This is a genomic window from Rhodoferax lithotrophicus, assembly GCF_019973615.1.
Taxonomy (GTDB): Bacteria; Pseudomonadota; Gammaproteobacteria; order Burkholderiales; family Burkholderiaceae_C; genus Rhodoferax; species Rhodoferax lithotrophicus.
Genome location: NZ_AP024238.1, coordinates 3909577 through 3931037, shown reverse-complemented (window position 1 = coordinate 3931037; position 21461 = coordinate 3909577). Strand labels below are relative to the sequence as shown.

The following is a 21461-nucleotide window of genomic DNA, read 5'->3' as shown; positions in this document are numbered from 1 at the left end:
TCAGGCGGCGACGGCTTCAGCTTCTTCATCCAGTTCCGGTACCCGCGGAATATGGAAACCATGAGGTTCCACCCACTCACGAATCCGCTTCAAAGAACCGCGCAAAATTTCGACTTCATCTTCTGGGCGGCTGGCCCCCAGTCCCCATTCTGCGGCAATTTCACGCACGCGCCCGGCGTGAGCCCGATCTTGCGGCGGCAGGTTGATGACCGAATAAACACCACGCAGCAGCACGTCGCGCAACTTCTTGACGAACACCTGGCCAATGACTTCCTTGTCTTCGACGGAAATATCCTTGGCGTGGTAACGCAGCAGAATCCGGCCAAACTGCACATGGCGTGCTTCATCGCGATCAATGAGCTTGCAGACTTGCCGGATCGATTCGAACTTGGCATTGCGAGTACGCGGGGTGAGCAGGTCACCGGACATGGATTCAAACAGCGCATTGAGCGCCAGTCCGGCAAGGAAGGGTAATTTGCGTTCATGATTTTCATCATGAAAGGTGGGAATAATCTCCTGCATGTAGCTCACACGTGGACTGGTGTGAAACTTGTCCAGCGCCTCGGCTATGCGGAACGAGCCTTCATGGTGACGCAATTCCTCATTGATGAAGTTGGTGATTTGCTGTTTGACTTCCAACGGCTGGTGGCTGGCAACCGCCTCCTTGAGCCTTTCTGCTCCATAGGCAATGGCCACATGTTCCATCCATGCGCGCAAGCTCCACCATTCCGCTCCGGCGGTACGTACTTCGGGCGGCAGATCGGCTTTTTCCAGATCGGAGAAATCGATGTCACGGGTTGGACTCCAGGCCAGTTCCACTGCGGACTGACACAGATGCCAGACCTCTGGATAGGTCACGCCAATGTTGATGGGATAAGGGTTGGGATTGTCAATATGGATGCTGTAACTCATGGAGTGTCCTTGTTAGCGAGGGGGTGTTAACTGCGTGCGATGGTTTCAATACGTTCCAGGCCGCCCAGTGTGGGTGCCAATTGCGCCCAGACCTTGCGCGCCCCTTCCTGCCAGCCGGCCAGGTTCTGGGCGGGTATGACTTTGCCGCCGGCTGCGCTCACGGTGGCCACTGAGGCGGCTTCGTCCGCAATGATCAGATCGTCAAATGCACGAGCACCTTCCAGTCCCGCAGCAGCGAAAACAGACCGTTCCTCGTCGGACAAACTCTTCCAGAAGGTTTGCGACACATAGACAATGCCGGTGGCCCAAATGTGGCTGGTCTCGATCAGGTAGGGCACCACTTCATGTAGCTTGAAGCCTGCGTAGGCGGATTTGGTCAAATCCATGGCATCCACTACACCGGTCTTAAGTGCGTTATAGGTTTCGGTGATCGGAATGGCCGTCGGACGCGCACCATAAGCCTTCCAGAGCTCGGTGTGCAACGGACTCTGGATCACACGGATGCGTTTGCCATTGATACCGGCTGGTGCGGGTATGGCCTCCTTGGCCAACAGGTGACGTGCCCCGTAATTGATGAACCCCAGCACCGTAAAACCCTGAGCGGCAAACTTGTCCTTGAACTCCTGACCCAGCTTGCCATCAAGCGTACGGCGCACATGACTGCGATCCTTGAACAGAAACGGTAAATCCAGAATTTGTGAATCTGGCACCCAGCTCGATACGGCGGAGATCGTGGACAGGCTGGCCTGAATCGAGCCAAGCCGAATGCCCTCGGCCACCTGCTTTTCGCCACCCAGTGCAGCATTTTGGACAATACGGAAATCAAAACGGCCTGGCAGTTTTTTTTCCACTTGGTCGCGAATACGTAGCCAGATCTTGGTTTCCGGTTTATCTTCACCAAACAGCGATGCGACAGTGACTGTGCGTGGTGCGGCGTGGGCCGCACTGCCGAGCAAGGTGGTAGCGGCAGCCGCACCCAGCAGATGATTGAAACGACGTCGGTTGAATTTTGTCATTATGAAGTCCTGTAAGTTGGGTTGACATGGAGGAGTGGAAAAATCAGCGTAGTGCCCAGACGGCGGCAGCCATGGCCAGCAATGCCAGGACGACAAGCAGCGCACCCAGCAGCGGCAAACTGGCGCGGAACACGGTCGCGGCGGGCAGACGCATGACGTTGCTGGTGACATACACCAGCATGCCAACTGGCGGAGTTAATCCACCAATCATGAGGTTGACCACCAGGATCACTCCAAAGTAAATCGGGTCGATGCCTGCAGCAACCGCCACCGGCAGCATCAGCGGCGCTAACAACAGGATGGCGGCACCAATGTCCAGCACACACCCGGCAACCAGCAGGATCAGGTTGGTGGCCAACATGACACCAAAGGGTCCACCACCGATACCCGTGATGACCGCAGTTACGACATCCGGCACCCGGTCAACCGCCAACAAAAACACCAGCGGCGTGGAACAACCAATCAACAAACCGACGGCGCTGGCTTCGCAGCCCGCCCGAACAAACACTTGGCCCAAACCGCGCCAGCGCAAGCTGGGTTGGGTGATCATGGCCACCACCAGTGCGTAAGAAGCGGCAACGGCAGCGGCTTCAGTTGGGGTGACGACACCCATGCGGATACCCAGCACAATGATGAAAGCCATCCCCAGCACCGGCAGGGCACCCCACCAAGCTGCCTTGCGTTCCTGAGGCGTTGCGGCGGTTTCTTGTTTCAACTCATGTGACAGGAGGTGCAGAGCCAAGGCAAGCGTTGCCGCCAGAATCAGGCCGGCCACCAAGCCGCCCTGGAACAGTTCGCCTACCGATAGGTTGGTTGCCGCTGCCAGAATCAAAAAGGCAATCGAGGGTGGAATGATGTTGGGCAGCACCGATGTTGCTGCAACGATGGCAGCTGCCTTTTCTGGTGCATAACCTCGGGCGATCAGGGCTGGTGCCAGTACCTTGCCGCCAAACGCGGCATCCGCAATCGACGAGCCCGATACACCGGAAAACATGACATTGGTCAGCAAGGTGGTCTGGGCCAGTCCTCCTCGGCGATGACCAACCAGGGAGGATGCCAAGCGTATCAGTCGTTCGGCCAACCCACCGGATGCCATCAGCACACCAGCAAGTAAAAAGAAGGGAATAGCCAGTAACAGGAAACGCCCCACACCAGAAACAGCGTTTTGCACCACGGCCGGTTCCGGCAACAGCCCACCCACGGGCAAAGTCCACAACAACCCGGCGATCAGGGCATGTGGCAAAGGGGCACCAATCACAATGCCGAAGGCCGTCATGGTGGCACCGATGGCACTGGGCAGACCCACAGGCCAGGGTCCAAGGTGGTGCAACAACACGTACGTTATGGTGCCAAGTATCCAACCGGACACCAGTTTGCTGGCCTCAATCAGAGGTAGGCTGGCAGCACGCAACGCAGAAGTCACCAGTGTCAGGGCAGCGCCCAGAATCACGGGCCCATAACGCCAATTTTCTGGAATTCCAAGGGTGTCTGAAGTGCCTCCCAGCATGCTCCAGACATCGACCGCACCAAACAGGAATACGCATGCGGCCTGAATTACGATGGCCTCGACCAGAGTTTCCGCCCACCATTGCCATTTGCCTTGTAAGCGTGCGCTGAGCAAATCCAGTCGCATGGCCAGGGCACCACTGGCGGCCAGCGGTAATCCCAGAAATACTAGTGTCACATACAGCCACAGTGCCAACTCGTCGGCACCGGCCAGGCTGTTGGTGCCGAGGTAGCGGGCGGTGACGGCTGCCAGCACCACGGCGAGCAGAAGAGCCAACACGCCGCCAGCGGCGGCACCCACGGATTTTTCAATCATGTGCAGGGTGATTGCGGCGTGGCGTTGCCAGTAAGTGTTGACAGAAGGAACGGCCATGCCGTTGATCGTTGGGGACAGGTTTGACATGCTCATCAGCGCAGGGGGGAGAAGCCCGTTGGCCGCAGCAGTCGGCTGCGCATGGACTGCACATAGGGAGACGTCTTGGCGCGAAACGCCCACCACAGTGGGTCTGCCTCCAGGGCACTGCGGCGTCTTTCCCGATCAGCCAGATCATCGTACAGCCACATATGTACCACCTCGTTGACGGTGCCTGTGTCGGTAGTGAACCAGCCCAACAAGCGGCCCAGATGCTGAACCTGCAACGCCATACCCTCGCGCACGTAGGTGTCGAGATAGTCGCGGACATGTGCTGGGTGGATCGAATAACTGCGTTCGTCAAGAATCAAGAATCACTCCAAAGGATCTGCTGGATGTCCTTCGATCAAATACCGAAGGATCAGCTGTCCAATGTAGTGGCGTGGCACCTGTCCATCAACGAAGTTTTTCGAGCTTGGTTATGCGGTTTTTGTATTTGCGTCGTGACCAAGTCCACCAACCGAAACCGCATGGGGCTCGGATCAAGTGGCGTGGTAAAGGGGTATTCCCCGTGCGGGAGTCTGTGCAGGGTCGGGGTGCGATTCAACGTGATCACTCGCCTGACGGTGTTTTTAAGTGACGGCCGCACCCGGCAGCGCCTTGCCGGGGCCGTCGTGCGGGTTTGACCGTGGTTCGAAGGCCGCTCCAAGACCTGGTACTTGGTTTGGTGCGCTTGAATGTCCTATTCGGGAGCAGAGGCCGGGATTTCGCTGGGCACCGGGGGGAGCACCACATTGGCCGGGGCACTGGCGGCTTCACTGGCTGGGGTACTTGGGGCACTGGCTGGAGCAATGACGGGTGTGGCCGGGACGAGCGGTGGCTCGGGGGCGGAGGCCGGGGCAGCGGCTTGCGCTTGCGCTTGTTGCGCCTGTTTGGCCTGTTTGGCCTGTTGCTCAGGTGTCAACAGCTCCTGGGACCATTGCCGCATCCGCTGCGCCCACTGCGCCAGCAGCCCCACCGGAGGTGGCTCAAACCGCGCCTTGGCATCAATCACCCCGGCGCGCAAGGCTTGCGCCGTGATGTCACCCACAATGGGCAAGGCGCTGTGGGCACCCTGGCCCCAGTAGTCGCTGCGCAGGGTGATGCGGCCATCGTTGAAGCCGACCCAGGCACCCGCCACCAGCTGCGGGTGTATCAGGATGAACCAGCCGTCGGTGTTGTCCTGGGTGGTGCCGGTTTTGCCGGCCACATCACCGCGGATGCCAAAGCGGCTGCGGATGGCCGCTCCGGTGCCTTTGTTGATGACCCCGCGCATGGCATCGAGCAAGGTGTAGTTCACCTCAGGGTCCAGCACTGGTTCGGGTTCGGCCGGGGCAAATTCGGCCAGGATCTCGCCACGCGTGTTCTCAATGCGGGTGACCATCATGGGTTCCAGAAAAACGCCGTCATGGGCGATGGTGCCGTAGGCATTGACCATTTCCCGCAGGGTGACCGGGCTGGTGCCCAGGGCCAGCGCGGGTACCGGGTCGAGCTTGCTTTGTCGCACCCCCATGGCGCGGGCCAGATTGGCCACCCGGCTCGGGCCGACGCTCTGCATGAGCTGGGCGGTGATGGTGTTTTTGGAGTACGCCAGGCCATCACGCAGGGTCATGGGCTCGCCGCTGGGTTCGCCGCCGTCAGAGGGTCGCCAGACTTCACCGCCGGGCAGCTTGATCTCGACGGCTTGGTCCACCAGGGTGTCGTCGGGCTTGGCCCCTTTGTCAAAAGCAGCCCCGTACACAAAGGGTTTGAAGGTGGAGCCAGGCTGACGTTTGGCCTGTTGCACATGGTCAAACGGGTCGGTGGCAAAGTCGCGGCTGCCGACCCAGGCGCGGATGGCTCCAGTGCGCGGGTCCAGCGCCAGAAAACCGGCCTGGAGGCGGGTTTTTTGCTCGCGCAGCTGGCGCATGAAGCTGGCATCGCTGCTGAGTTTTTTAAGTGCCAGTTCCGGACTCAGACCACTGGCCAGTGCATTGCGGTAGTCGGGGGTTTCTCGCAGCAGTGTTTGCACCAAGGGGTTGCGTTCGCCCCAGACGGAACGCGGGCTCCAGGCGGCATCGGCCTGCGCCTGCAACTGGCGGCCCTGGCGGGCCACGGCCTGGTTGGCCACGGTTTGCAGGCGCGAGTCGATGGTGGTGCGCACCACCAGACCATCGGTGTAGATGTTGTAGTCGTTGCGGTCGGCCCAGTCGATCAGCCATTTGCGCAGCACCTGTGCAAAGTGCGGCACTGGGCCGGTGGGCTCGGATTGGCGTTCAAACTCGACATGCAAGGGGCGTTTTTTGAGGCTGTCGAACTTGCTGGCCGTGAGCAGCTCGTGTTTGACCATCTGCGCCAACACGGTGTTGCGCCGCGCCTGGGCCCGTTCAGGGTTGAGCACCGGGTTGTAGTAGCTGTTGCCCTTGAGCATGCCGACCAGGGTGGCGCTTTCCAGCAGGTCGAGTTCGCTGGCGGATTTGTCAAAATAGGTGCGCGCCGCCATCTCGATGCCAAAGGCGTTGTAGAGAAAAGGCACGGTGTTTAAATACGTTTCCAGAATCTCTGGTTTGGTATAGACCGCTTCGATCTTGAAGGCAGTGATGGCCTCCTTGAGTTTGCGGGTCAGGGTGGCGGCGCGGCCCACTTCTTCGGGGTAGAGGTTGCGTGCCAGTTGCTGGGTGATGGTTGAGCCGCCCTGGCGGTCACCCGAAAAAGTATGCAGCGCCGCCGATGCCGTGCGCCGCCAGTCCAGCCCCCAGTGTTGGTAAAAACGGTGGTCTTCGGTGGCAATCAGCGCGTTCACCACCGAGGGGGCGATCTCGTTCAGTGGCACCCAGACGCGGTTGGCCCACTTGAACTCGGTCAGCAATTTGCCGTCAGCCGAGAGGATTTGCGCCGGGATTTCCTGCTTGGCCTTGCGGATGTCGCTGATGCCGGGGGTGAATGGAATCAGCGCCAGCGTGTAGGCCAGCAGCAACGCGGGCAGGGCGGCCAGCGCCCACAGCAGTTCGCGCCGGGTCGGGCGGTGCAAGCGGGCAAGGTGTTGGGCAAGCAGGGGTTTGAGTTGAAAAAGTGTGATCACGCAGGCGTCAGACAGCAGGATGGTGGCTGTTTATAGAGCTAGTGGTTGTGTCATTATCGGGACAGTCGACCTCTTTCCTTTGTGCTGACCTGTTGCCGATGACGTAAAGGGGTATTCCCTGTACGTCCACCCGCACACGGGCGGGTTTGGAAAAGAATCGGGGACAATCCATCTCTTGCGGCCCGACTGGGCTGCACACCAGTTTTTCGGAGAAGCCCTTGTCTGAAGTGAATGTTCCACCGGCTGCGGCCAGTGCCAAGACCCAAGCTGTCACGACTGCGATGACGGCACTGGAGTTGCGTGCCAGTTTTTCGCTGGCCTCGATTTTTGGTCTGCGTATGTTGGGTTTGTTTTTGATCCTGCCGGTGTTTGCCATTGAGGCGACCCGCTATCCCGGTGGCAACGATGCGGCCATGGTTGGCCTGACCATGGGTATTTATGGGTTGACACAAGCCATGCTGCAGTTTTTGTACGGTCTGGCTTCAGACCGGGTGGGGCGCAAAAGGGTGATTGTGTTTGGCTTGCTGGTGTTTGCGGCAGGCAGCCTGATTGCGGCCTTGGCTCCAAGTTTGACCTGGCTGGCCATTGGCCGTGCGGTGCAAGGTGCGGGGGCGGTGTCTGCCGCCGTAACCGCGTTGTTGGCTGACCTGACGCGTGACGCGGTGCGGACCAAATCCATGGCCCTGGTAGGGGCCAGTATTGGCCTGATGTTTGCCGTATCGCTGGTGGCCGCGCCGGTGCTGGCGGGCTGGATCGGTTTGGTGGGTATTTTTGTTCTGACCTGTGTGTTGGCTCTGCTGGGTGTGGTGGGGGTGATCTGGTGGGTGCCGCCAGAGCCTTTGCAGCACAAGGATATGCCTAAGGGGCGGGTGATGGATGTGCTGCGTTCCCCCGCTTTGTTGCGACTGAATTTTGGTGTGTTTGTGCTGCACGCGGTGCAGTTGGCCATGTGGCTGGCTTTGCCCGCCATGCTGGTGCAAGCCGGTTTGAGCCGTGACCACCATTGGCAGGTGTATTTGCCAGCGGTGCTGGGCTCGTTTGTGGTGATGGGTGGCAGCCTGTTCCAGCTGGAAAAGCGCGGTTATCTGCGTGCCGTGTTTTTGACCTCGATCGGGTTGACAGCACTGGTGCAAGCCGCTTTGTGGTCGCAGGTGGATGCCGCACCCAGTATTGTGTTTTTGGGTGTATTGTTGTTTGTGTTCTTTTATGGCTTCAACGTGCTGGAGGCCAGCCAGCCCAGCATTGTGTCCCGCTTGGCTCCACCACAGAGCCGCGGTGCGGCCATGGGGGTTTACAACACACTGCAGTCGCTGGGCTTTTTTGTCGGTGGTATGGGGGGCGGCTGGTTGATGAAGCACGGCGGTGCCAGAGGTTTGTATGCCACTTGTGCCATTTTGATGCTGCTTTGGCTGGTGGTGGCTTGGCCAATGCAAGCGTCCAGTCGGCAGGATGTGGCCGTAAAAGCCGGATAAACTGAAACGCTGTGTATGAGGCCGCAGCAGAGCGGCTCATCAAGGCATTGACTCATTTGAAAGAAAAACCATGGCATCTGTAAACAAAGTGATTTTGCTGGGCAATCTGGGGCGTGACCCTGAAGTGCGCTATCTGCCCAGTGGTGACCCGGTGGCCAACATCACCATTGCCACCAGCAGCCGCTTCAAAGGCAAAACCGGTGAAATGGTGGAAGAAACCGAATGGCACCGCGTGACCTTTTTTGGTCGCCTGGCTGAAATTGCCAGCCAGTACCTGAAAAAAGGCCGCCCGGTGTATGTGGAAGGCCGTATCAAAACCAACAAGTACACCGACAAAAACGGTGTGGAACGTTATTCCACCGACATCATTGCCAGCGAAATGCAATTGCTCGGCGGCCGTGAAGGCATGGGCGAGCCCAGCCAGGGTGATGACGATGGTGGCTACAGCCGCCAGGCACCCGCCCCGCGTCCTGCCGCAGCGCAGCGCCCGGCTGCACCCATGCGCCAAGCACCTGCCGCAGCCCCGGCGGCCCGTCCCGCCAGCGGTTTTGATGACATGGATGACGATATTCCGTTTTAAATGACACGTTTTTTAAGAACGTTGATAAAAACCCCTAAAAGCCCGCAGTTGCGGGCTTTTAGGTTGCTGGGTTCACTGCATCCTTTGAAGTGCTCGGGTTGAGTCCGCATGCAGCGGTGGCCGAGGCTGAGTGATATGGCTCAGGCGTGGGTTACCCAGTCGGCAAATTCGGGGGCATCCAGGTGGCCGAGTGTGTTGTAGGTTTGCAGGGCGTAGTGTTTGGGGGTGAAGCTCAATTCAGACACGGCGCTGTTGCGCAGGCGCATGTTGAGTTCCACCGTGGCCTCGGGCGGTGTGGCCAGCACCTGGCCAATGGCGCAGGCAATCGGGCCACCGCTGGAGACGATCAGCACGTTCTGATGTGGACTCTGGCGCACGTGCCGCAGTACCTGCATGACCTGATCACTGAACTGTGGCCAACTGGGCATGCCTTGTGGTTGGGTGTTGCCCAGCATCCACTGCAGCAAGCCCTTGCGCAGCAGGCCAAAATGGTGCCGGTAGTTCTCGGCGCTGGGGCTGCGGTCCAGCGGCTCCGGGTGGATGGCGGTAATGATGGCTTGGCTGTCGTACTCATTGAGTCCAGGCCAGCACACGGCATGGAGTTCATGGCCAAGTCCTTCACTGATGCCCGCCAGTGTCTGTGTATGACGACGCAAGGTGCCGGTAAGCACGGTCTCAAAAGTCAGGTTTTTGGCGGCAAAGTAGCGCCCTAGTTGCACGCTTTGTTGTGCACCCAGGGGGCTTAATTGATCGTAATCATCCGCGCCAAAAGAAGCTTGCCCGTGCCGGACGAGGTAAAGAGTGCTCATGGCGGATATTATGAATAAAAGTGGCTTTAGTGCTTGTCGCGTAAGCGACGGTAGCTATACATTTTGATGGTTGTCAGAGTCTCACATGACCCTCAATACAGGTGACGGACGTGCCACCGACCCAGACCTGACCAGTCTCATCCTGCGAGATATGGACTTGTCCGAAACGCCCCAGGCAGATGCCTTGGGTGGCGGTGTAGGTTGTTGGGGCCCAACCTTCGGCGATCAGCCATTGGGCCAGGCTGGCGTTGAAGCTGCCGGTGACCGGGTCTTCGATCACCACGACATCGTTGGCAAAAAAGCGCACGCTGACTTGTGTCTGTGCATCTTGCCCATGTGGATTGATCTGCATGTCCAGCGCAGATGGCGCTGCGTGGCCCGCAAAGGCACGGGCTTCGCGGTTGGAGCGCTTGATCAGCCCGTTGTCGCTGGCGGGCTTGTCCACGCTGGCCATGCCCACGCCGCTGATGTCTTGCGCTACCAGCCAGGCGCGCAGCGCCGCCGGGTCGGGTTCGACTTGCGCCACCGTCTCGGGGCTATCGAGCAGCAGGCCAAAGTGATGCGGCCCGTTGGTAAGGTGTTGTGCGGCCAGCACTTGTGCAGGGCGCAGTTTCAAGGCTGAGATCAGGCTTGCCACCACGTCTGGTGTAGGTTGACGGCGCTTGAGCGCAGGTGCGGCGAAGGCCATGGGGTGGGTGTTGTGACGGATGCGTACCAGCCCGACCGGGCATTGCTGCACGATGAACTCGGGGTGTCGTGGCTGGCCACCGGCTTGCAGCCAGGCGTGGCAACTGCCCAAGGTGGGGTGACCGGCAAACGGCATCTCGTAGGCAGTGGTGAAGATGCGCACCTGGTAGTCGGCACCGGCGGCTGCGGCCTCAGGGGTCGGCGGCAGCAAAAACGTGGTTTCAGACAGGTTCGTCCAGTGGGCAAAGTGCTGCATCTCCTCGGTCGATAACTCCGTGCCGTCCAGCACCACGGCCAAAGGGTTGCCCAAATAAGGTGTGTCGGTGAACACGTCAACTTGTTTGAAAGGGCGGGTTTTCATGGGGCGATCATCCGGTGCGTGGTGGTCAGGACAGGGGCAGGTCAAGCACCCCGCGCACCGCTGGGCGGGCGAGGATGCTGGTGTACCAGCGCTCCAGATGCGGCAGCGCGGGGCGCGGTTGTGGCAGACCAAACCAGCGGTGAATGTCGCAGGCCACCGGGATGTCGGCCATGCTGAATTCGGCACCGCCCATGTAGGTGCGTTGCGACAAGTGTTGGTCCAGCAGCGTCAGCAGCGGGGTCATGGCTGCGACCGATTTGTCGATCACCGCCGGGTCACGTCGCTCTGCCGGGGTGCGAATCCACTGCAGAAAAGCCGCACTCCCTGCGGGGTTGAGCGTGGTTTGTTGCCAGTCCATCCAGCGCTCGGCATCAAAGCGCTGCGCCAGGTCTTGCGGGTACAGCGCCGGGGCGTAGCGGGCGCACAGGTAACGCACGATCACGTTGGACTCCCACAGCACCAGCTCGCCGTCCTGTAACGTTGGCACCTGGGCATTGGGGTTGAGGCGCAGGTACTCGGGTGTTTTCACCACGCCAAAAGCCAGACCCGCATCGGTGCGTGTGAAGGGTACACCGGTTTCTTGTGCCGCCCACACCACCTTGCGAACATTGAGTGAACTCAGCCGACCCCAGATGTGCAACATGTTCAGACTCCCTGGCGTTCTTTGATGGTGGCCGCCAGCGCCGCCACGCCCCGGTGAATCTCTTCCACGCTGGGGGTGACAAAGCTCAGGCGCAGGGTGCGTTCATCCCCGTGGTCGGCGTAGAACGGTGCTCCGGGCACAAAAGCCACGCCTTTGTCCACGGCGTAGGGCAGCAAATCCACGGCGTTCATGCCTTTGGGCAGGCGTGCCCACAAAAACATGCCGCCCGCCGGGGTGTTCCAGGTCAGCGATTGATCGGGCTGGCGGCTGGCATCGGGGAAATGCTGCGCCAGCGCGTCCAGCATGGCATCGCGCTGCGATTTGTACAGGGCGCGGATGGTGGGCACATGGCGATCCAGAAAACCGTCTTTCATCACCTCGGCAATCATGCGCTGGTTGAAGCCGGGGCTGTGCAGATCTGCGGCCTGTTTGGCTTGCAGCAGCTTGGGGTAAACCGTTTTGGGGGCCACCACAAAACCCAGGCGCAGGCCCGGGGCCAGCACCTTGGAAAACGAGCCCAGGTAGATGCAGCCCTCGGGGTTGCGGGCGGTCAGTGGTGCGGGCGGCGGGGTGTCAAACCACAGGTCACCATAGGGGTTGTCTTCAATCAGCGGCAGACCGCGTTCGGTGGCCAGCGCACTCAAGGCGGCGCGGCGGGCCTCGCTCATGGTGTTGCCGGTGGGGTTCTGGAAGTTGGGCAACACGTAGAGAAAGCGTGCACCGTCGGCCTTTTGCGCCAGGTCGTCCATGATGACGCCATGCTCGTCGCTGGCCACGCTGACCACATTGGGCTCCATCGGGATGAAGGCCATCACCGCACCCAGGTAGGTGGGTGACTCGACCAGGATTTTGCTGTCGGCATCTACCAGCACCTTGGCCACCAGATCCAGCCCTTGCTGGCTGCCGGTGGTGATCAGCACCTGACTGGGGTCGACGTTCCAGGGCAGCATGGCTGCGACCTGTTCGCGCAGCGGGCCGAAACCTTCGCTGGCGGCGTACTGCAAGGCCCCTTGCGGGTCGTCTTTCAATACCTTGGCGCAGGCCGCCTCAAATTCGGCGACCGGAAAAGTCTTGGGGGAGGGCAGGCCGCCGGCAAAGCTGATGATGCCGGGCTTTTCGGTGACTTTCAGGATTTCGCGGATCACCGACGGGTTCATGCGGGCGGCGCGGCGCGCCATGTGCCAGGTGGAGGCGGGAGAGTTCATACGGATTCCTTTGACGCTCTAGAAGAAACAGGGGTTGGGGTGGAAAAACGTTTGCCGATAAATACCGTGGCGATCACCGCCAGCGCAAAGCCGAGTGTTCCCCATTCCAGGGGTTCACCCAGCAGTGGCACGGCGGCCAGAATGCTTAAAAAAGGTTGCAGCAACTGGGTTTGGCTCACCTTGAGTGCGCCGCCCATGGCCATGCCACGGTACCAGGCAAAGAAACCGGCCCACATGGAAAACACGCCCACATACAACAACCCCAGCCAGGCGGTGGTGTGGACACTGTGCGCTGGCCAAGTGAGCAGCGCCCCCGGCAGGCTGATGGGCAGCGCCATCACGCAAATCCAGCAAATCACCCGCTCGGCCCCTAGTGCATGGGTGACCTGTGCCCCATACACATATCCCATGGAGGCCGCCAGCACCGCGCCCAACAGCAACACGTCCGCCCACTCCAAACCAAAACCGTGGCCGGGTTGGTAGGCGCGCGAGAGTGAAAACACCACCACCAGCGCGCTGCCCAAACCGGCGCATAGCCAAAAACCGAGCCGCGCCCGCTGGTGCAGCACCCAGGCGGCCACGGCGGCGGTGGTCAGCGGCAGCAGCGCGGTGATCACGGCGGCGTGGCCGGAACTGACATGGCGCAGTGCAAAACCCAGCAACAGCGGGTAACCCAAGGCGTTGCCCAGCAAGGCTATGCCCAGCGGCTTGCGTTGTGCCGGTGTCGGGAGTCTGGAGCGGGTCGCCAGCAGAAACACCAGTGACAGCGCTCCGGCCAGTGCGGCGCGCCCAAAGGTGACAAACCAGGGCGAGAGTTGGGGTGATGCCGCTGTGCCGGTGGCCAGCCGCGTCATCGGCAGGGTGATGGCAAAAATGCACACCCCCAGCACCCCGAGCCACATACCCAGGGTTTCATGTTGGGCATGCGAATTCAAGACATGGCCCACAGGGCGGCGCTGCGGGCATGCAGCGCCGTGGTGTCGAACAAGGGCAGGGCACAGTCTGGTGGCTTCACCAGCATGGCGATTTCGGTGCAACCCAGAATGATGGCTTGTGCGCCTTGGGTCTGCAGGTTCTGAATGACGCTCAGGTAGGTCTGGCGTGACGCTTCATGCACCTGGCCCAGGCACAACTCGTTGTAGATGATGTGGTGAACCTGGTCACGCTCGGCAGGTGGCGGGGTCAGCACGGTCAAGCCATGGGTTTGCTCCAGACGCTGGCGGTAAAAGTCCTGCTCCATGGTGAAACGTGTGCCGAGCAGACCTACGCTGGTGTAACCGGCTTCTTTGATGGCCTGTGCCGTGGGGTCGGCAATGTGCAGCAGGGGAATGCTGACGGCGGCGGTGATGGCACTGGCCACCTTGTGCATGGTGTTGGTACACAGCACCAGGGCGTGTGCCCCGGCGGCTTCTAGTTTGCGAGCCACATCAGCCAGCATGTCGCCTGCGGCATCCCACTGGCCACGGGTTTGCAACAGCTCTACTTCATGGAAGTCCACGCTGTACAGGATGATCCTGGCCGAGTGCAGGCCACCCAGCCGGGTTTTCACGGCTTGGTTGATTTGTTGGTAGTACGGCACGGTGGATTCCCAGCTCATGCCCCCAATCAGGCCCAGTGTTTTCATCTAAATGCTCTATTATTTGTAGCTGTTAACGCTTGTATGACGGGCGATGTAGTCTATTTTTATATTCTTAACATCCATGCAGCGGTGGCCACCAGCACCGCGGCCATGCTGCGGTTGAACCAGCGCAGGCGTTGTCCGCCATGAAGGGGGTCGGCCAGCCATTGTTTGAGCAGCGAGCCCGCCATCGCATAACTCAGGTTGCTGCACAGGCCAAACATCAGCATCAGCGGCAGGATGAGGGTGAAGCGCTCGTAGGCATCTTCCCGGCCAGCCAACCAGCCCGCCACCACGGTCAGTGCCAGCATCCAGGCCTTGATGTTGAGAAACTGCAGCATCACGCCCTGCCAGAAGGTGACCTCCAGATGGCTGGCGTTGGCTTGTGCCAGACTGTCCACACGGTACAACCGCCAGGCCAGCCAGAGTAAATAGGTCACGCCCATCAGCTGGATGCCCATGCGTAATGATGGTACGGAGACCACTGCCGTGCCCAAACCAGCGGCACAAATAATGAACACCATGCCCCAGCCGATGGGTACGGAAATGACAAACCGCAAGGCCCGGCGCAGACCCAGGTTGGCAGCCAGGGCGGTAGACAGCGTGGTATTGGGGCCGGGGGTGAAGCTGGTCACCGTACACAGCAGCAAAAGTGCGGCAAGTTCAGTGGTGCTCATAGGCAGGGCGAGGGGTGTTCATAAGGTCTACTTTAGCGAATAAAACAGTACACTGGCAATACACTTTGAAAAACATTTTGTGGATCTGTATGGTTTGATTTAGCCATACAGCGGGTGTGAAGGAAATTCACAAAACGCTGGGCTTGACTCAGGGGGGTGGTGTGTGCTGTGTGTTGAAGGCTGCCATTGTGGCAAAAAGGAGTGTGACGTATGTTGGTTAAAGCCGCCGCGCAAACATTGGCCGAACAACTGGCTGAGCGTTTTGCGGATCGTATTCGCAGCCGTTTGCTGGCACCGGGCACGCGTCTGCCCTCGGTGCGCCAATGTGCGCAGCAGCAGGGGGTGAGCCCCAGCACGGTGGTGGCCACTTATGACCGTTTGTTGGCGATGGGGCTGGTGGAGGCGCATAAAAACCGAGGTTTTTATATAAGAAATCAGGCTCTAGTGCTTACAGATAAAGCGCAGACAGCTACTCAATCAATAGCAAATAACGACTCTTCCAGGTTGGCCTCGGCCACTTCGGGGATGCCCCACGTTCCGGTGGATGCGGCGGCGTTGATCCGTGGCATGTTTCATGACCCGGGTGGCCGACCGCAGCCGGGTATGGGGGCGTTTCCATCCGAATGGCTGGAGTCGAACTTCATGTCGGCAGCGGTGCGCCGCTTTTGTGCCGGTGCAGAGCTCAAGGCCTTGTCGCTGCATTATGGTGAGCCTGCAGGTGATCCGGGTCTGCGCCAGGCACTTGCCAGTCGCTTGAACGCACTGGGCATGACCACCACGCCGCAAAACATCATCACCACGGTCGGGGCCACCCATGCGCTGGATGTGGTGAGCCGTACCTTGCTGCGCGCAGGTGACTTTGTGATGGTGGAGGAGCCGGGCTGGGCGGTTGAATTTGCCCGGCTGGATGCCTTGGGCATGCGTATTTTGCCGGTGCCGCGTGGCCCTGACGGGCCAGACCTGGCGGTGATGGCGCGTTACTGCGAGTTGCATCACCCCAAATTGTTTGTCAGCGTCAGCGTGTTCCACAACCCCACCGGCTATTGTTTGAGTCCGGCCAGCGCCCACCGGCTGTTGCAACTGGCGCACCAACATGATTTTGATGTGGTGGAGGACGACACCTACAGCCACATTGCGCCTGACCACATGATTCGTTTATGTGCGCTGGATGGTTTACAGCGCAGTATCTATGTGAGTGGTTTTGCCAAAATTCTGGCACCGGGGTGGCGTGTGGGTTATCTGGCGGCACCCACCCACCTGGTGCAACGTTTACTCGACACCAAGTTGCTGGGTACCCTGACCACTCCCGCACTGTTTGAGAAAGCCTTGGCCTGGTGTATCAGCCAAGGCCAATTACGCCGTCATGCGCAGCAATTGCGTACACGTCTGGATCAGGCGCGTGGGCGCAGCGTGGCCCTGGCGCTGGAGGCGGGTTGCCGCTTTGCGGCACCACCTAGCGGACTGTTTGGCTGGGTCGACACGGGCGTGGATACCGATGCCCTGGCCCAGCGTATGCTTGACAAGGGGTATTTGCTGGCACCGGGGGCGCTGTTTCACGCCAACCACGCGCCCAGCACACTGATGCGCATCAACTTCTGCACCACACAAGAGGCGCAGTTTTGGCAGGTTTATGCAGAGGTGCGGGCAGAGATGAGTCGGCGGTGATGACGCGGTCAGACCGTCATTCCTGTTGGCGTTCATGTTGAAGGTCGGGCAAAAAGCGGTGTAATCCCCACTTTATTTGGGTGATTCATGTGAATCAAAGGCGCTATGCTGGGTTGGATAGTCGCTTGACCATGAGGCATCTTTTAACTTGTGCATGAAATGAATTTACCGATAGACACTGCTACCCTTGATCCACAAGATTGGTCAGCGTTGCGCCAACAAGGCCACCGCATGCTGGATGACATGCTGGACTACATGGAACACATTCGCCAGCGGCCTGTCTGGCAGCCGATTCCGCCAGAAGTGCGTGGGGCTTTTACGGCCCCCTTGCCCAGGCAGCCGATCAGTCTGAGTCAAGCCCATGCGCAATTCATGACCCAGGTGTTGCCCTATGCTGGGGGCAATTCCCACCCCGGTTTTATGGGTTGGGTGCAAGGTGGTGGCACCCCCGTGGGTATGCTGGCCGAGATGTTGTCGGCGGGATTGAATGCCAATCTGGGTGGGCGCGACCAGATGCCACTGGAAGTCGAGCGCCAAATTGGTTTGTGGATGCGTGAGCTGTTTGGCTTTCCTGACACGTCGTCAGGCCTGTTTGTCACGGGTTCCTCCACCGCCAATTTGCTGGCCGTGCTGGTGGCGCGTACCCAGGCCCTCGGGGCGGCATCACGTGCCTGTGGTGTGGCGGGCGAGGGCGCGCAACTGGTGGCCTATGCGGCCAGCAGTGCGCACAGCTGTATCACCAAGGCCATGGAAATCAGTGGTTTGGGCAACCAGGCGCTGCGGCAAGTGCCGGTGAATGCACAGGGGCAGATGGATGTCAGCGCCCTGACCCGCATGGTGGCTGCGGACCGGCTCGCCGGCTTGCAACCTTTTCTGGTGGTGGCTACCGCCGGTACGGTGAACATCGGGGCGATTGACCCACTGGAGCAGGTGGCGGCGCTCGCGGCCCAGGAACAGCTGTGGTTTCATGTAGACGGTGCGCTGGGTGCGCTGGCCATGTTGTCACCCGAACTGGCACCTCAGTTCAAGGGTATTGAGCAGGCAGACTCGATTGCGCTGGACTTCCATAAATGGGGTCAGGTTCCGTATGACGCAGGCTATTTTTTGGCGCGTGATGGTGCTGGCCAACTGGAAACCTTTGCGACACCGGCGGCGTATCTGGCGCGGCACACACGGGGTTTGGCGGCGGGCTCCCCCTGGCCGTGTGATTTGGGGCCTGATTTGTCGCGTGGTTTTCGGGCTCTGAAAACCTGGTTCACCTTTGTTTGCCATGGCACGGAAAAGCTCGGTGCCGCCATCTCCAACAGCTGTGCCCTGGCCCAATACATGAAGCAGCGTATTGAAGCCACGCCGGAGCTGGAGCTGATGGCCCCGGTGGCGTTGAACATTGTTTGTTACAGATTTCGTAGCGCTAATGCCAATACTATCAACGACGAGCTGGTAGTTTTGCTGCAGGAATCCGGTATTGCCGTGCCATCGGCCAGCACGCTGGATGGCCAGGTGGTGATCCGCGCTGCCATCGTCAACCACCGCACGGTGGTCGCTGACATCGATGCCTTGCTGGATGCCACGCTGGTTCTGGGACAGAAGTTGACAAGTGCCCAGCCAATTCACTCACTGCACAGAGAGCTCCTATGAACCTTTCTCAACCCCCGTTGATGGGCTTGGCACACCTGATGCGTTTGGCTTTTAATGGCCAAAGCCTGATGCCACTGGCTGAAACGCTCAAGGCGCGGGCGGAGCAAAACCCGCTGGATGCCAATGCCCTGATGGATTTGTCAATTGCCCTGCAATTACATGGGCTGCGCGATGTTGGGCTCGACACCTTGTCCCTGGCGTTGCAAAGCAGCCGGGTGTATGAGCTGCCCGCCAGCCGCCCAGTCACCCTGCGCCTGCTGGCCATCATGGGCCCAGGCGACCTGATGGCCAACGCACCTTTGGCGTTTTTGCTGGAAGACTCGGACATTTCACTCACCATGTTGTACTTGTTACCGGGTGAGCCGATGCCGGAGTACTTGCCTGAGCATGACGTGGCTTTTATCGCCATGTCCGACACCAGCCAGACGCATGAATTGCTGGCACAACTGGCCCAGGCTGTGCCCAGTTGGCCCAAACCGGTGCTGGTGCAGCCCGAGGGCATTTTGCGTACCTCGCGTGAAAACGCCTATGCACTGCTGAAGGATGCGCCGGGTGTGTATGTGCCACCTACGGCGCAGACCACGCGCCAGGCGCTGGAGGTTTTCTGTGCCGGACAAGCCGCGTTGGGCGAGTTGTTGCCCGATGGGGCGTTTCCGCTGATCATCCGCCCACTGGACTCCCATGCCGGTCATGGTTTGGAAAAAGTGGCCGAGGTGGCTGAGCTGGCCCGGTATCTCGCAGCCAGTACGGAAACGGATTTTTTCATTGCCTCGTTCATCGACTACAGCGGTGCCGATGGCCTGTTTCGCAAATACCGCGTGGTGCTGGTGGATGGCGTGCCGTTTGCCGGGCACATGGGGGTATCGGCACACTGGATGATTCACTACCTGAACGCCGGTATGGTCGAAAGCGCTGAAAAGCGGGCCGAGGAAGAAGCCTTCATGCGCGACTTTGAGACCGATTTTGCGCAACGCCATCGTGTCGGGTTGCGTAGCGTGTATGAACGTTTTGGGCTGGACTATCTGGTGATGGACTGTGCAGAAACACGTGACGGGGCTTTGTTTGTGTTTGAGGTGGATGCCGGTGCGGTGGTGCATTCCATGGACCCGCCGGACATGTTCCCGTACAAGGTACCGGCCATGCAGAAAGTGTTTGACGCGTTTCACGCCCTGCTCAGGCGAGCGGCGCTCAAAGGGACTGCTCATTCATGATGTCCGCATCCCAGCCTGCCAGCAACAAACGACCAGCACATCCGCTCGCACAACGTGCCCGGGTGTTGGCGCGTTTGTCGTTGAACCGGGACTTTGAGGCTGCAGCGGCACGTATGCTGACGCAGGGGGGGGACAACCGCATTGTGCTCAACGCACAGGGCAGTAATACCTATGGTTATGGACCACGCCCCGACCCGGCGCTGGTGCAGTTTGGTTCATCGACCGGTTCGGTGATTTCGCCGCTGGGTTTTCAGGCTGCGGTTGCCTTGTTCCGGCATTTGTATGGGCCAGCCGGCAGTTACCACCTGGAGGTGGAGCGTCAACGCCGTGAAGTGAGTCAGCTCAGTGGTGCGGCGGATGTGCCAGGCACCGAGCTGGTGTTTGCTGCCTCGGGCACAGATGTTCATCTGTTTGCCGCGCATCTGGCCGCGCAGGGGCAACCCGAGCACTTGCAGGCTGTCATGGTTGAAGCTGACGAGACTGGCAGCGGCGTGCCTGCGGCACTGGCTGCGCTTCACTTTGCTACGCAGACATCACAGGGGCAAAGTGTCCAACGTGGTGAGCCGGTCGCACTGGCGCATGTGCTGCCGCCAGTGAGCGTGAAATTGCGCCATGCCGATGGCAGTTTGCGCAGCCAGGCGGAGGTGGATGCGGAGTTTGCTGCGCAGGTGGAGCACCAGGTGCAAGCGGATGGCCGTTGTTTGCTGGTGATGACGGATGTCTCCAAAACCGGTTTACTGGCCCCCTCGCTGGCCTGCGCAACACAATTGCGTGCGCACTATGGGGAGAATTTGAGCGTGTTGGTGGATGCCTGCCAATATCGCTTGTCGTCCAATACGCTGTCGGGCTATCTGGCACAAGACTTCATGGTGGCCATCACGGGCTCAAAATTTGTCGGTGGACCGGCGTTTTGTGGTGCACTGCTGTTGCCTCCTGGTGTGGCGCAACGCAGTCGAACGCTGTCGCTGAAAGCCCTGGTGGACTACTCGGCCAGGTCAGATTGGCCACCGGGTTGGTTGCCCGCCAAGGCACTTGCAGAATCGGCAAACCTGGGTTTGTTGTTGCGTTGGGAGGCTGCTTTGGCTGAGTTACGCAAGTTCAAAGCGCTGCCAGACCAGGTGGTCCATGAGTTTCTTCAGACTTGGCAGCAGGCAGTCAGCCAGCGCTTGGCCTCGGATGCCAGTTTTGCGGCATTGCCCGTTGCGGCCTTGCAGCGCGGCAAGACGGGCAGTTTGCAGGCTTGGGACAGTGTGCAAAGCATCATGCCGTTCCAGGTTTTTAAACGTGTAGCGGGTGGTGAAAGGCAGGCATTGAGCTTGCAGGAGACAACCCTGCTGTACCAGCAATTGCGTGGTGCACAAGCTATGTCCGGGTTGATGAGTCAACGGTTTCAATTGGGTCAACCGGTACCCTGTGGCGTACAAGCGGGCAGACCTGTTGGGGCACTTCGGCTGTGCAGCGGTGCACGGCTGGTGACCGAATCGATGGCCTCCCGCCAACCTGTGACAAGCGCCATTGACCAAGCTATGCACGCCCTCAATCAAGTGGCCTTGCTGGCTCAGGCTTGACGCTGAATGATTGAGCCAGTGGCATGGTCAATGCCTTTGGCAATTTGCAGCATGGCTTCAGATGGGAACTGAAGAATGGTCTCCCCCGATTGGCGATTCGTCAATTTGACAACGGTAATGCCAGTATCTTTATCAATGGCAAAGTGCAATTCATTCGAGGTTTTGCTGGCCAACACCTTGTTGGCAGACTCTACAGCTTGTTCCAGTACGACGGAATCTGGTTTTTTTGGGGTCTGCCCCAGCTTTTGTGGGGCTGCGGCTGTATCTGCCGGCAGGTTGCGCGCGCTTGCTCGCCCGGCGGGCTCGGGCGCATAGTTGGACTGCCCGATGGTCCGGGCAGTGGTGATTGAGCTTAATTCCATGGCTGACTCCTTGGGGGTTCTGTTTGCCAGGCAGTAGCACGCAGAAACTACGGTACTGCGTACACAATGATGCAGTACG

At 59.7% G+C, this 21461-nt stretch carries 19 protein-coding genes; 6 read left to right on the top strand and 13 right to left on the bottom strand.

Annotation, left to right across the window (positions count from 1 at the left end; genetic code table 11):
- From LDN84_RS18225 to LDN84_RS18205, 5 genes are all read right to left on the bottom strand, one after another.
- Positions 1-912, bottom strand: a complete 912-nt coding sequence (locus LDN84_RS18225; protein WP_223904842.1) for a hypothetical protein — start codon at positions 910-912, stop codon at positions 1-3.
- A 26-nt stretch (positions 913-938) separates the two neighbouring features.
- Positions 939-1928 (bottom strand): TRAP transporter substrate-binding protein, encoded by a 990-nt coding sequence (locus LDN84_RS18220; RefSeq protein WP_223904841.1) that lies wholly within the window; start codon positions 1926-1928, stop codon positions 939-941.
- 43 nt (positions 1929-1971) lie between these two features.
- Entirely contained in the window at positions 1972-3837 is a 1866-nt protein-coding gene (locus LDN84_RS18215) for a TRAP transporter large permease (RefSeq protein WP_223904840.1), read from the bottom strand.
- 5 nt (positions 3838-3842) lie between these two features.
- Positions 3843-4157, bottom strand: coding sequence for an NIPSNAP family protein (locus LDN84_RS18210; RefSeq protein WP_223904839.1), 315 nt, complete (start codon positions 4155-4157; stop codon positions 3843-3845).
- A gap of 371 nt (positions 4158-4528) precedes the next feature.
- Positions 4529-6886: a penicillin-binding protein 1A gene (locus tag LDN84_RS18205; RefSeq protein WP_223904838.1), complete on the bottom strand. Its 2358-nt coding sequence runs from the start codon at positions 6884-6886 to the stop codon at positions 4529-4531.
- A gap of 281 nt (positions 6887-7167) precedes the next feature.
- Between LDN84_RS18205 and LDN84_RS18200 the strand changes: the two genes are divergently transcribed.
- Both LDN84_RS18200 and LDN84_RS18195 read left to right on the top strand, forming a co-directional pair.
- Positions 7168-8358 carry an MFS transporter gene (locus tag LDN84_RS18200; protein ID WP_223913119.1) on the top strand — a complete coding sequence of 397 codons (1191 nt, stop codon included), beginning with the start codon at positions 7168-7170 and terminating at the stop codon, positions 8356-8358.
- 70 nt (positions 8359-8428) lie between these two features.
- Positions 8429-8938 carry a single-stranded DNA-binding protein gene (locus tag LDN84_RS18195; RefSeq protein WP_223904837.1) on the top strand — a complete coding sequence of 170 codons (510 nt, stop codon included), beginning with the start codon at positions 8429-8431 and terminating at the stop codon, positions 8936-8938.
- Positions 8939-9078: 140 nt separating this feature from the next.
- Here the strand turns inward: LDN84_RS18195 and LDN84_RS18190 are convergent, their stop codons facing one another.
- The 7 genes from LDN84_RS18190 to LDN84_RS18160 all read right to left on the bottom strand — a co-directional run bounded on the left by LDN84_RS18190 (position 9079) and on the right by LDN84_RS18160 (position 14938).
- The gene (locus tag LDN84_RS18190) at positions 9079-9747 is read right to left on the bottom strand and encodes a histidine phosphatase family protein (RefSeq protein ID WP_223904836.1); all 669 of its coding nucleotides are present in this window, start codon (positions 9745-9747) and stop codon (positions 9079-9081) included.
- A gap of 73 nt (positions 9748-9820) precedes the next feature.
- Complete coding sequence (locus LDN84_RS18185) at positions 9821-10795, bottom strand: PhzF family protein (RefSeq protein WP_223904835.1); 975 nt, start codon at positions 10793-10795, stop codon at positions 9821-9823.
- Between the two features lie 25 nt (positions 10796-10820).
- Positions 10821-11438, bottom strand: coding sequence for a glutathione S-transferase family protein (locus LDN84_RS18180; RefSeq protein ID WP_223904834.1), 618 nt, complete (start codon positions 11436-11438; stop codon positions 10821-10823).
- A 2-nt stretch (positions 11439-11440) separates the two neighbouring features.
- Positions 11441-12643, bottom strand: coding sequence for an aminotransferase-like domain-containing protein (locus LDN84_RS18175; RefSeq protein WP_223904833.1), 1203 nt, complete (start codon positions 12641-12643; stop codon positions 11441-11443).
- Positions 12640-13545: a DMT family transporter gene (locus tag LDN84_RS18170; RefSeq protein WP_223913116.1), complete on the bottom strand. Its 906-nt coding sequence runs from the start codon at positions 13543-13545 to the stop codon at positions 12640-12642. Before LDN84_RS18170 ends, LDN84_RS18175 begins: the two co-directional genes overlap by 4 nt.
- A gap of 29 nt (positions 13546-13574) precedes the next feature.
- Positions 13575-14267 (bottom strand): aspartate/glutamate racemase family protein, encoded by a 693-nt coding sequence (locus tag LDN84_RS18165; protein WP_223904832.1) that lies wholly within the window; start codon positions 14265-14267, stop codon positions 13575-13577.
- A gap of 59 nt (positions 14268-14326) precedes the next feature.
- On the bottom strand, positions 14327-14938 hold the full coding sequence (locus LDN84_RS18160) for a LysE family translocator (RefSeq protein ID WP_223904831.1): 612 nt from the start codon (positions 14936-14938) through the stop codon (positions 14327-14329).
- 210 nt (positions 14939-15148) lie between these two features.
- Between LDN84_RS18160 and LDN84_RS18155 the strand changes: the two genes are divergently transcribed.
- From LDN84_RS18155 to LDN84_RS18140, 4 genes are all read left to right on the top strand, one after another.
- A complete protein-coding gene (locus LDN84_RS18155; protein ID WP_223904830.1) occupies positions 15149-16603 on the top strand; it encodes an aminotransferase-like domain-containing protein in 1455 nt (484 codons plus the stop codon).
- 159 nt (positions 16604-16762) lie between these two features.
- Positions 16763-18241, top strand: coding sequence for a pyridoxal phosphate-dependent decarboxylase family protein (locus LDN84_RS18150; protein ID WP_223904829.1), 1479 nt, complete (start codon positions 16763-16765; stop codon positions 18239-18241).
- Positions 18238-19452: an ATP-grasp domain-containing protein gene (locus LDN84_RS18145; protein WP_223904828.1), complete on the top strand. Its 1215-nt coding sequence runs from the start codon at positions 18238-18240 to the stop codon at positions 19450-19452. The genes LDN84_RS18150 and LDN84_RS18145 overlap by 4 nt, the downstream gene beginning before the upstream one ends.
- Positions 19449-21020 (top strand): hypothetical protein, encoded by a 1572-nt coding sequence (locus LDN84_RS18140; protein ID WP_223904827.1) that lies wholly within the window; start codon positions 19449-19451, stop codon positions 21018-21020. Before LDN84_RS18145 ends, LDN84_RS18140 begins: the two co-directional genes overlap by 4 nt.
- Here LDN84_RS18140 and LDN84_RS18135 read toward each other — a convergent pair.
- Positions 21011-21382, bottom strand: a complete 372-nt coding sequence (locus tag LDN84_RS18135) for a flagellar protein FlaG (protein WP_223904826.1) — start codon at positions 21380-21382, stop codon at positions 21011-21013. The genes LDN84_RS18140 and LDN84_RS18135 overlap by 10 nt on opposite strands.
- Positions 21383-21461 lie beyond the last annotated feature (79 nt).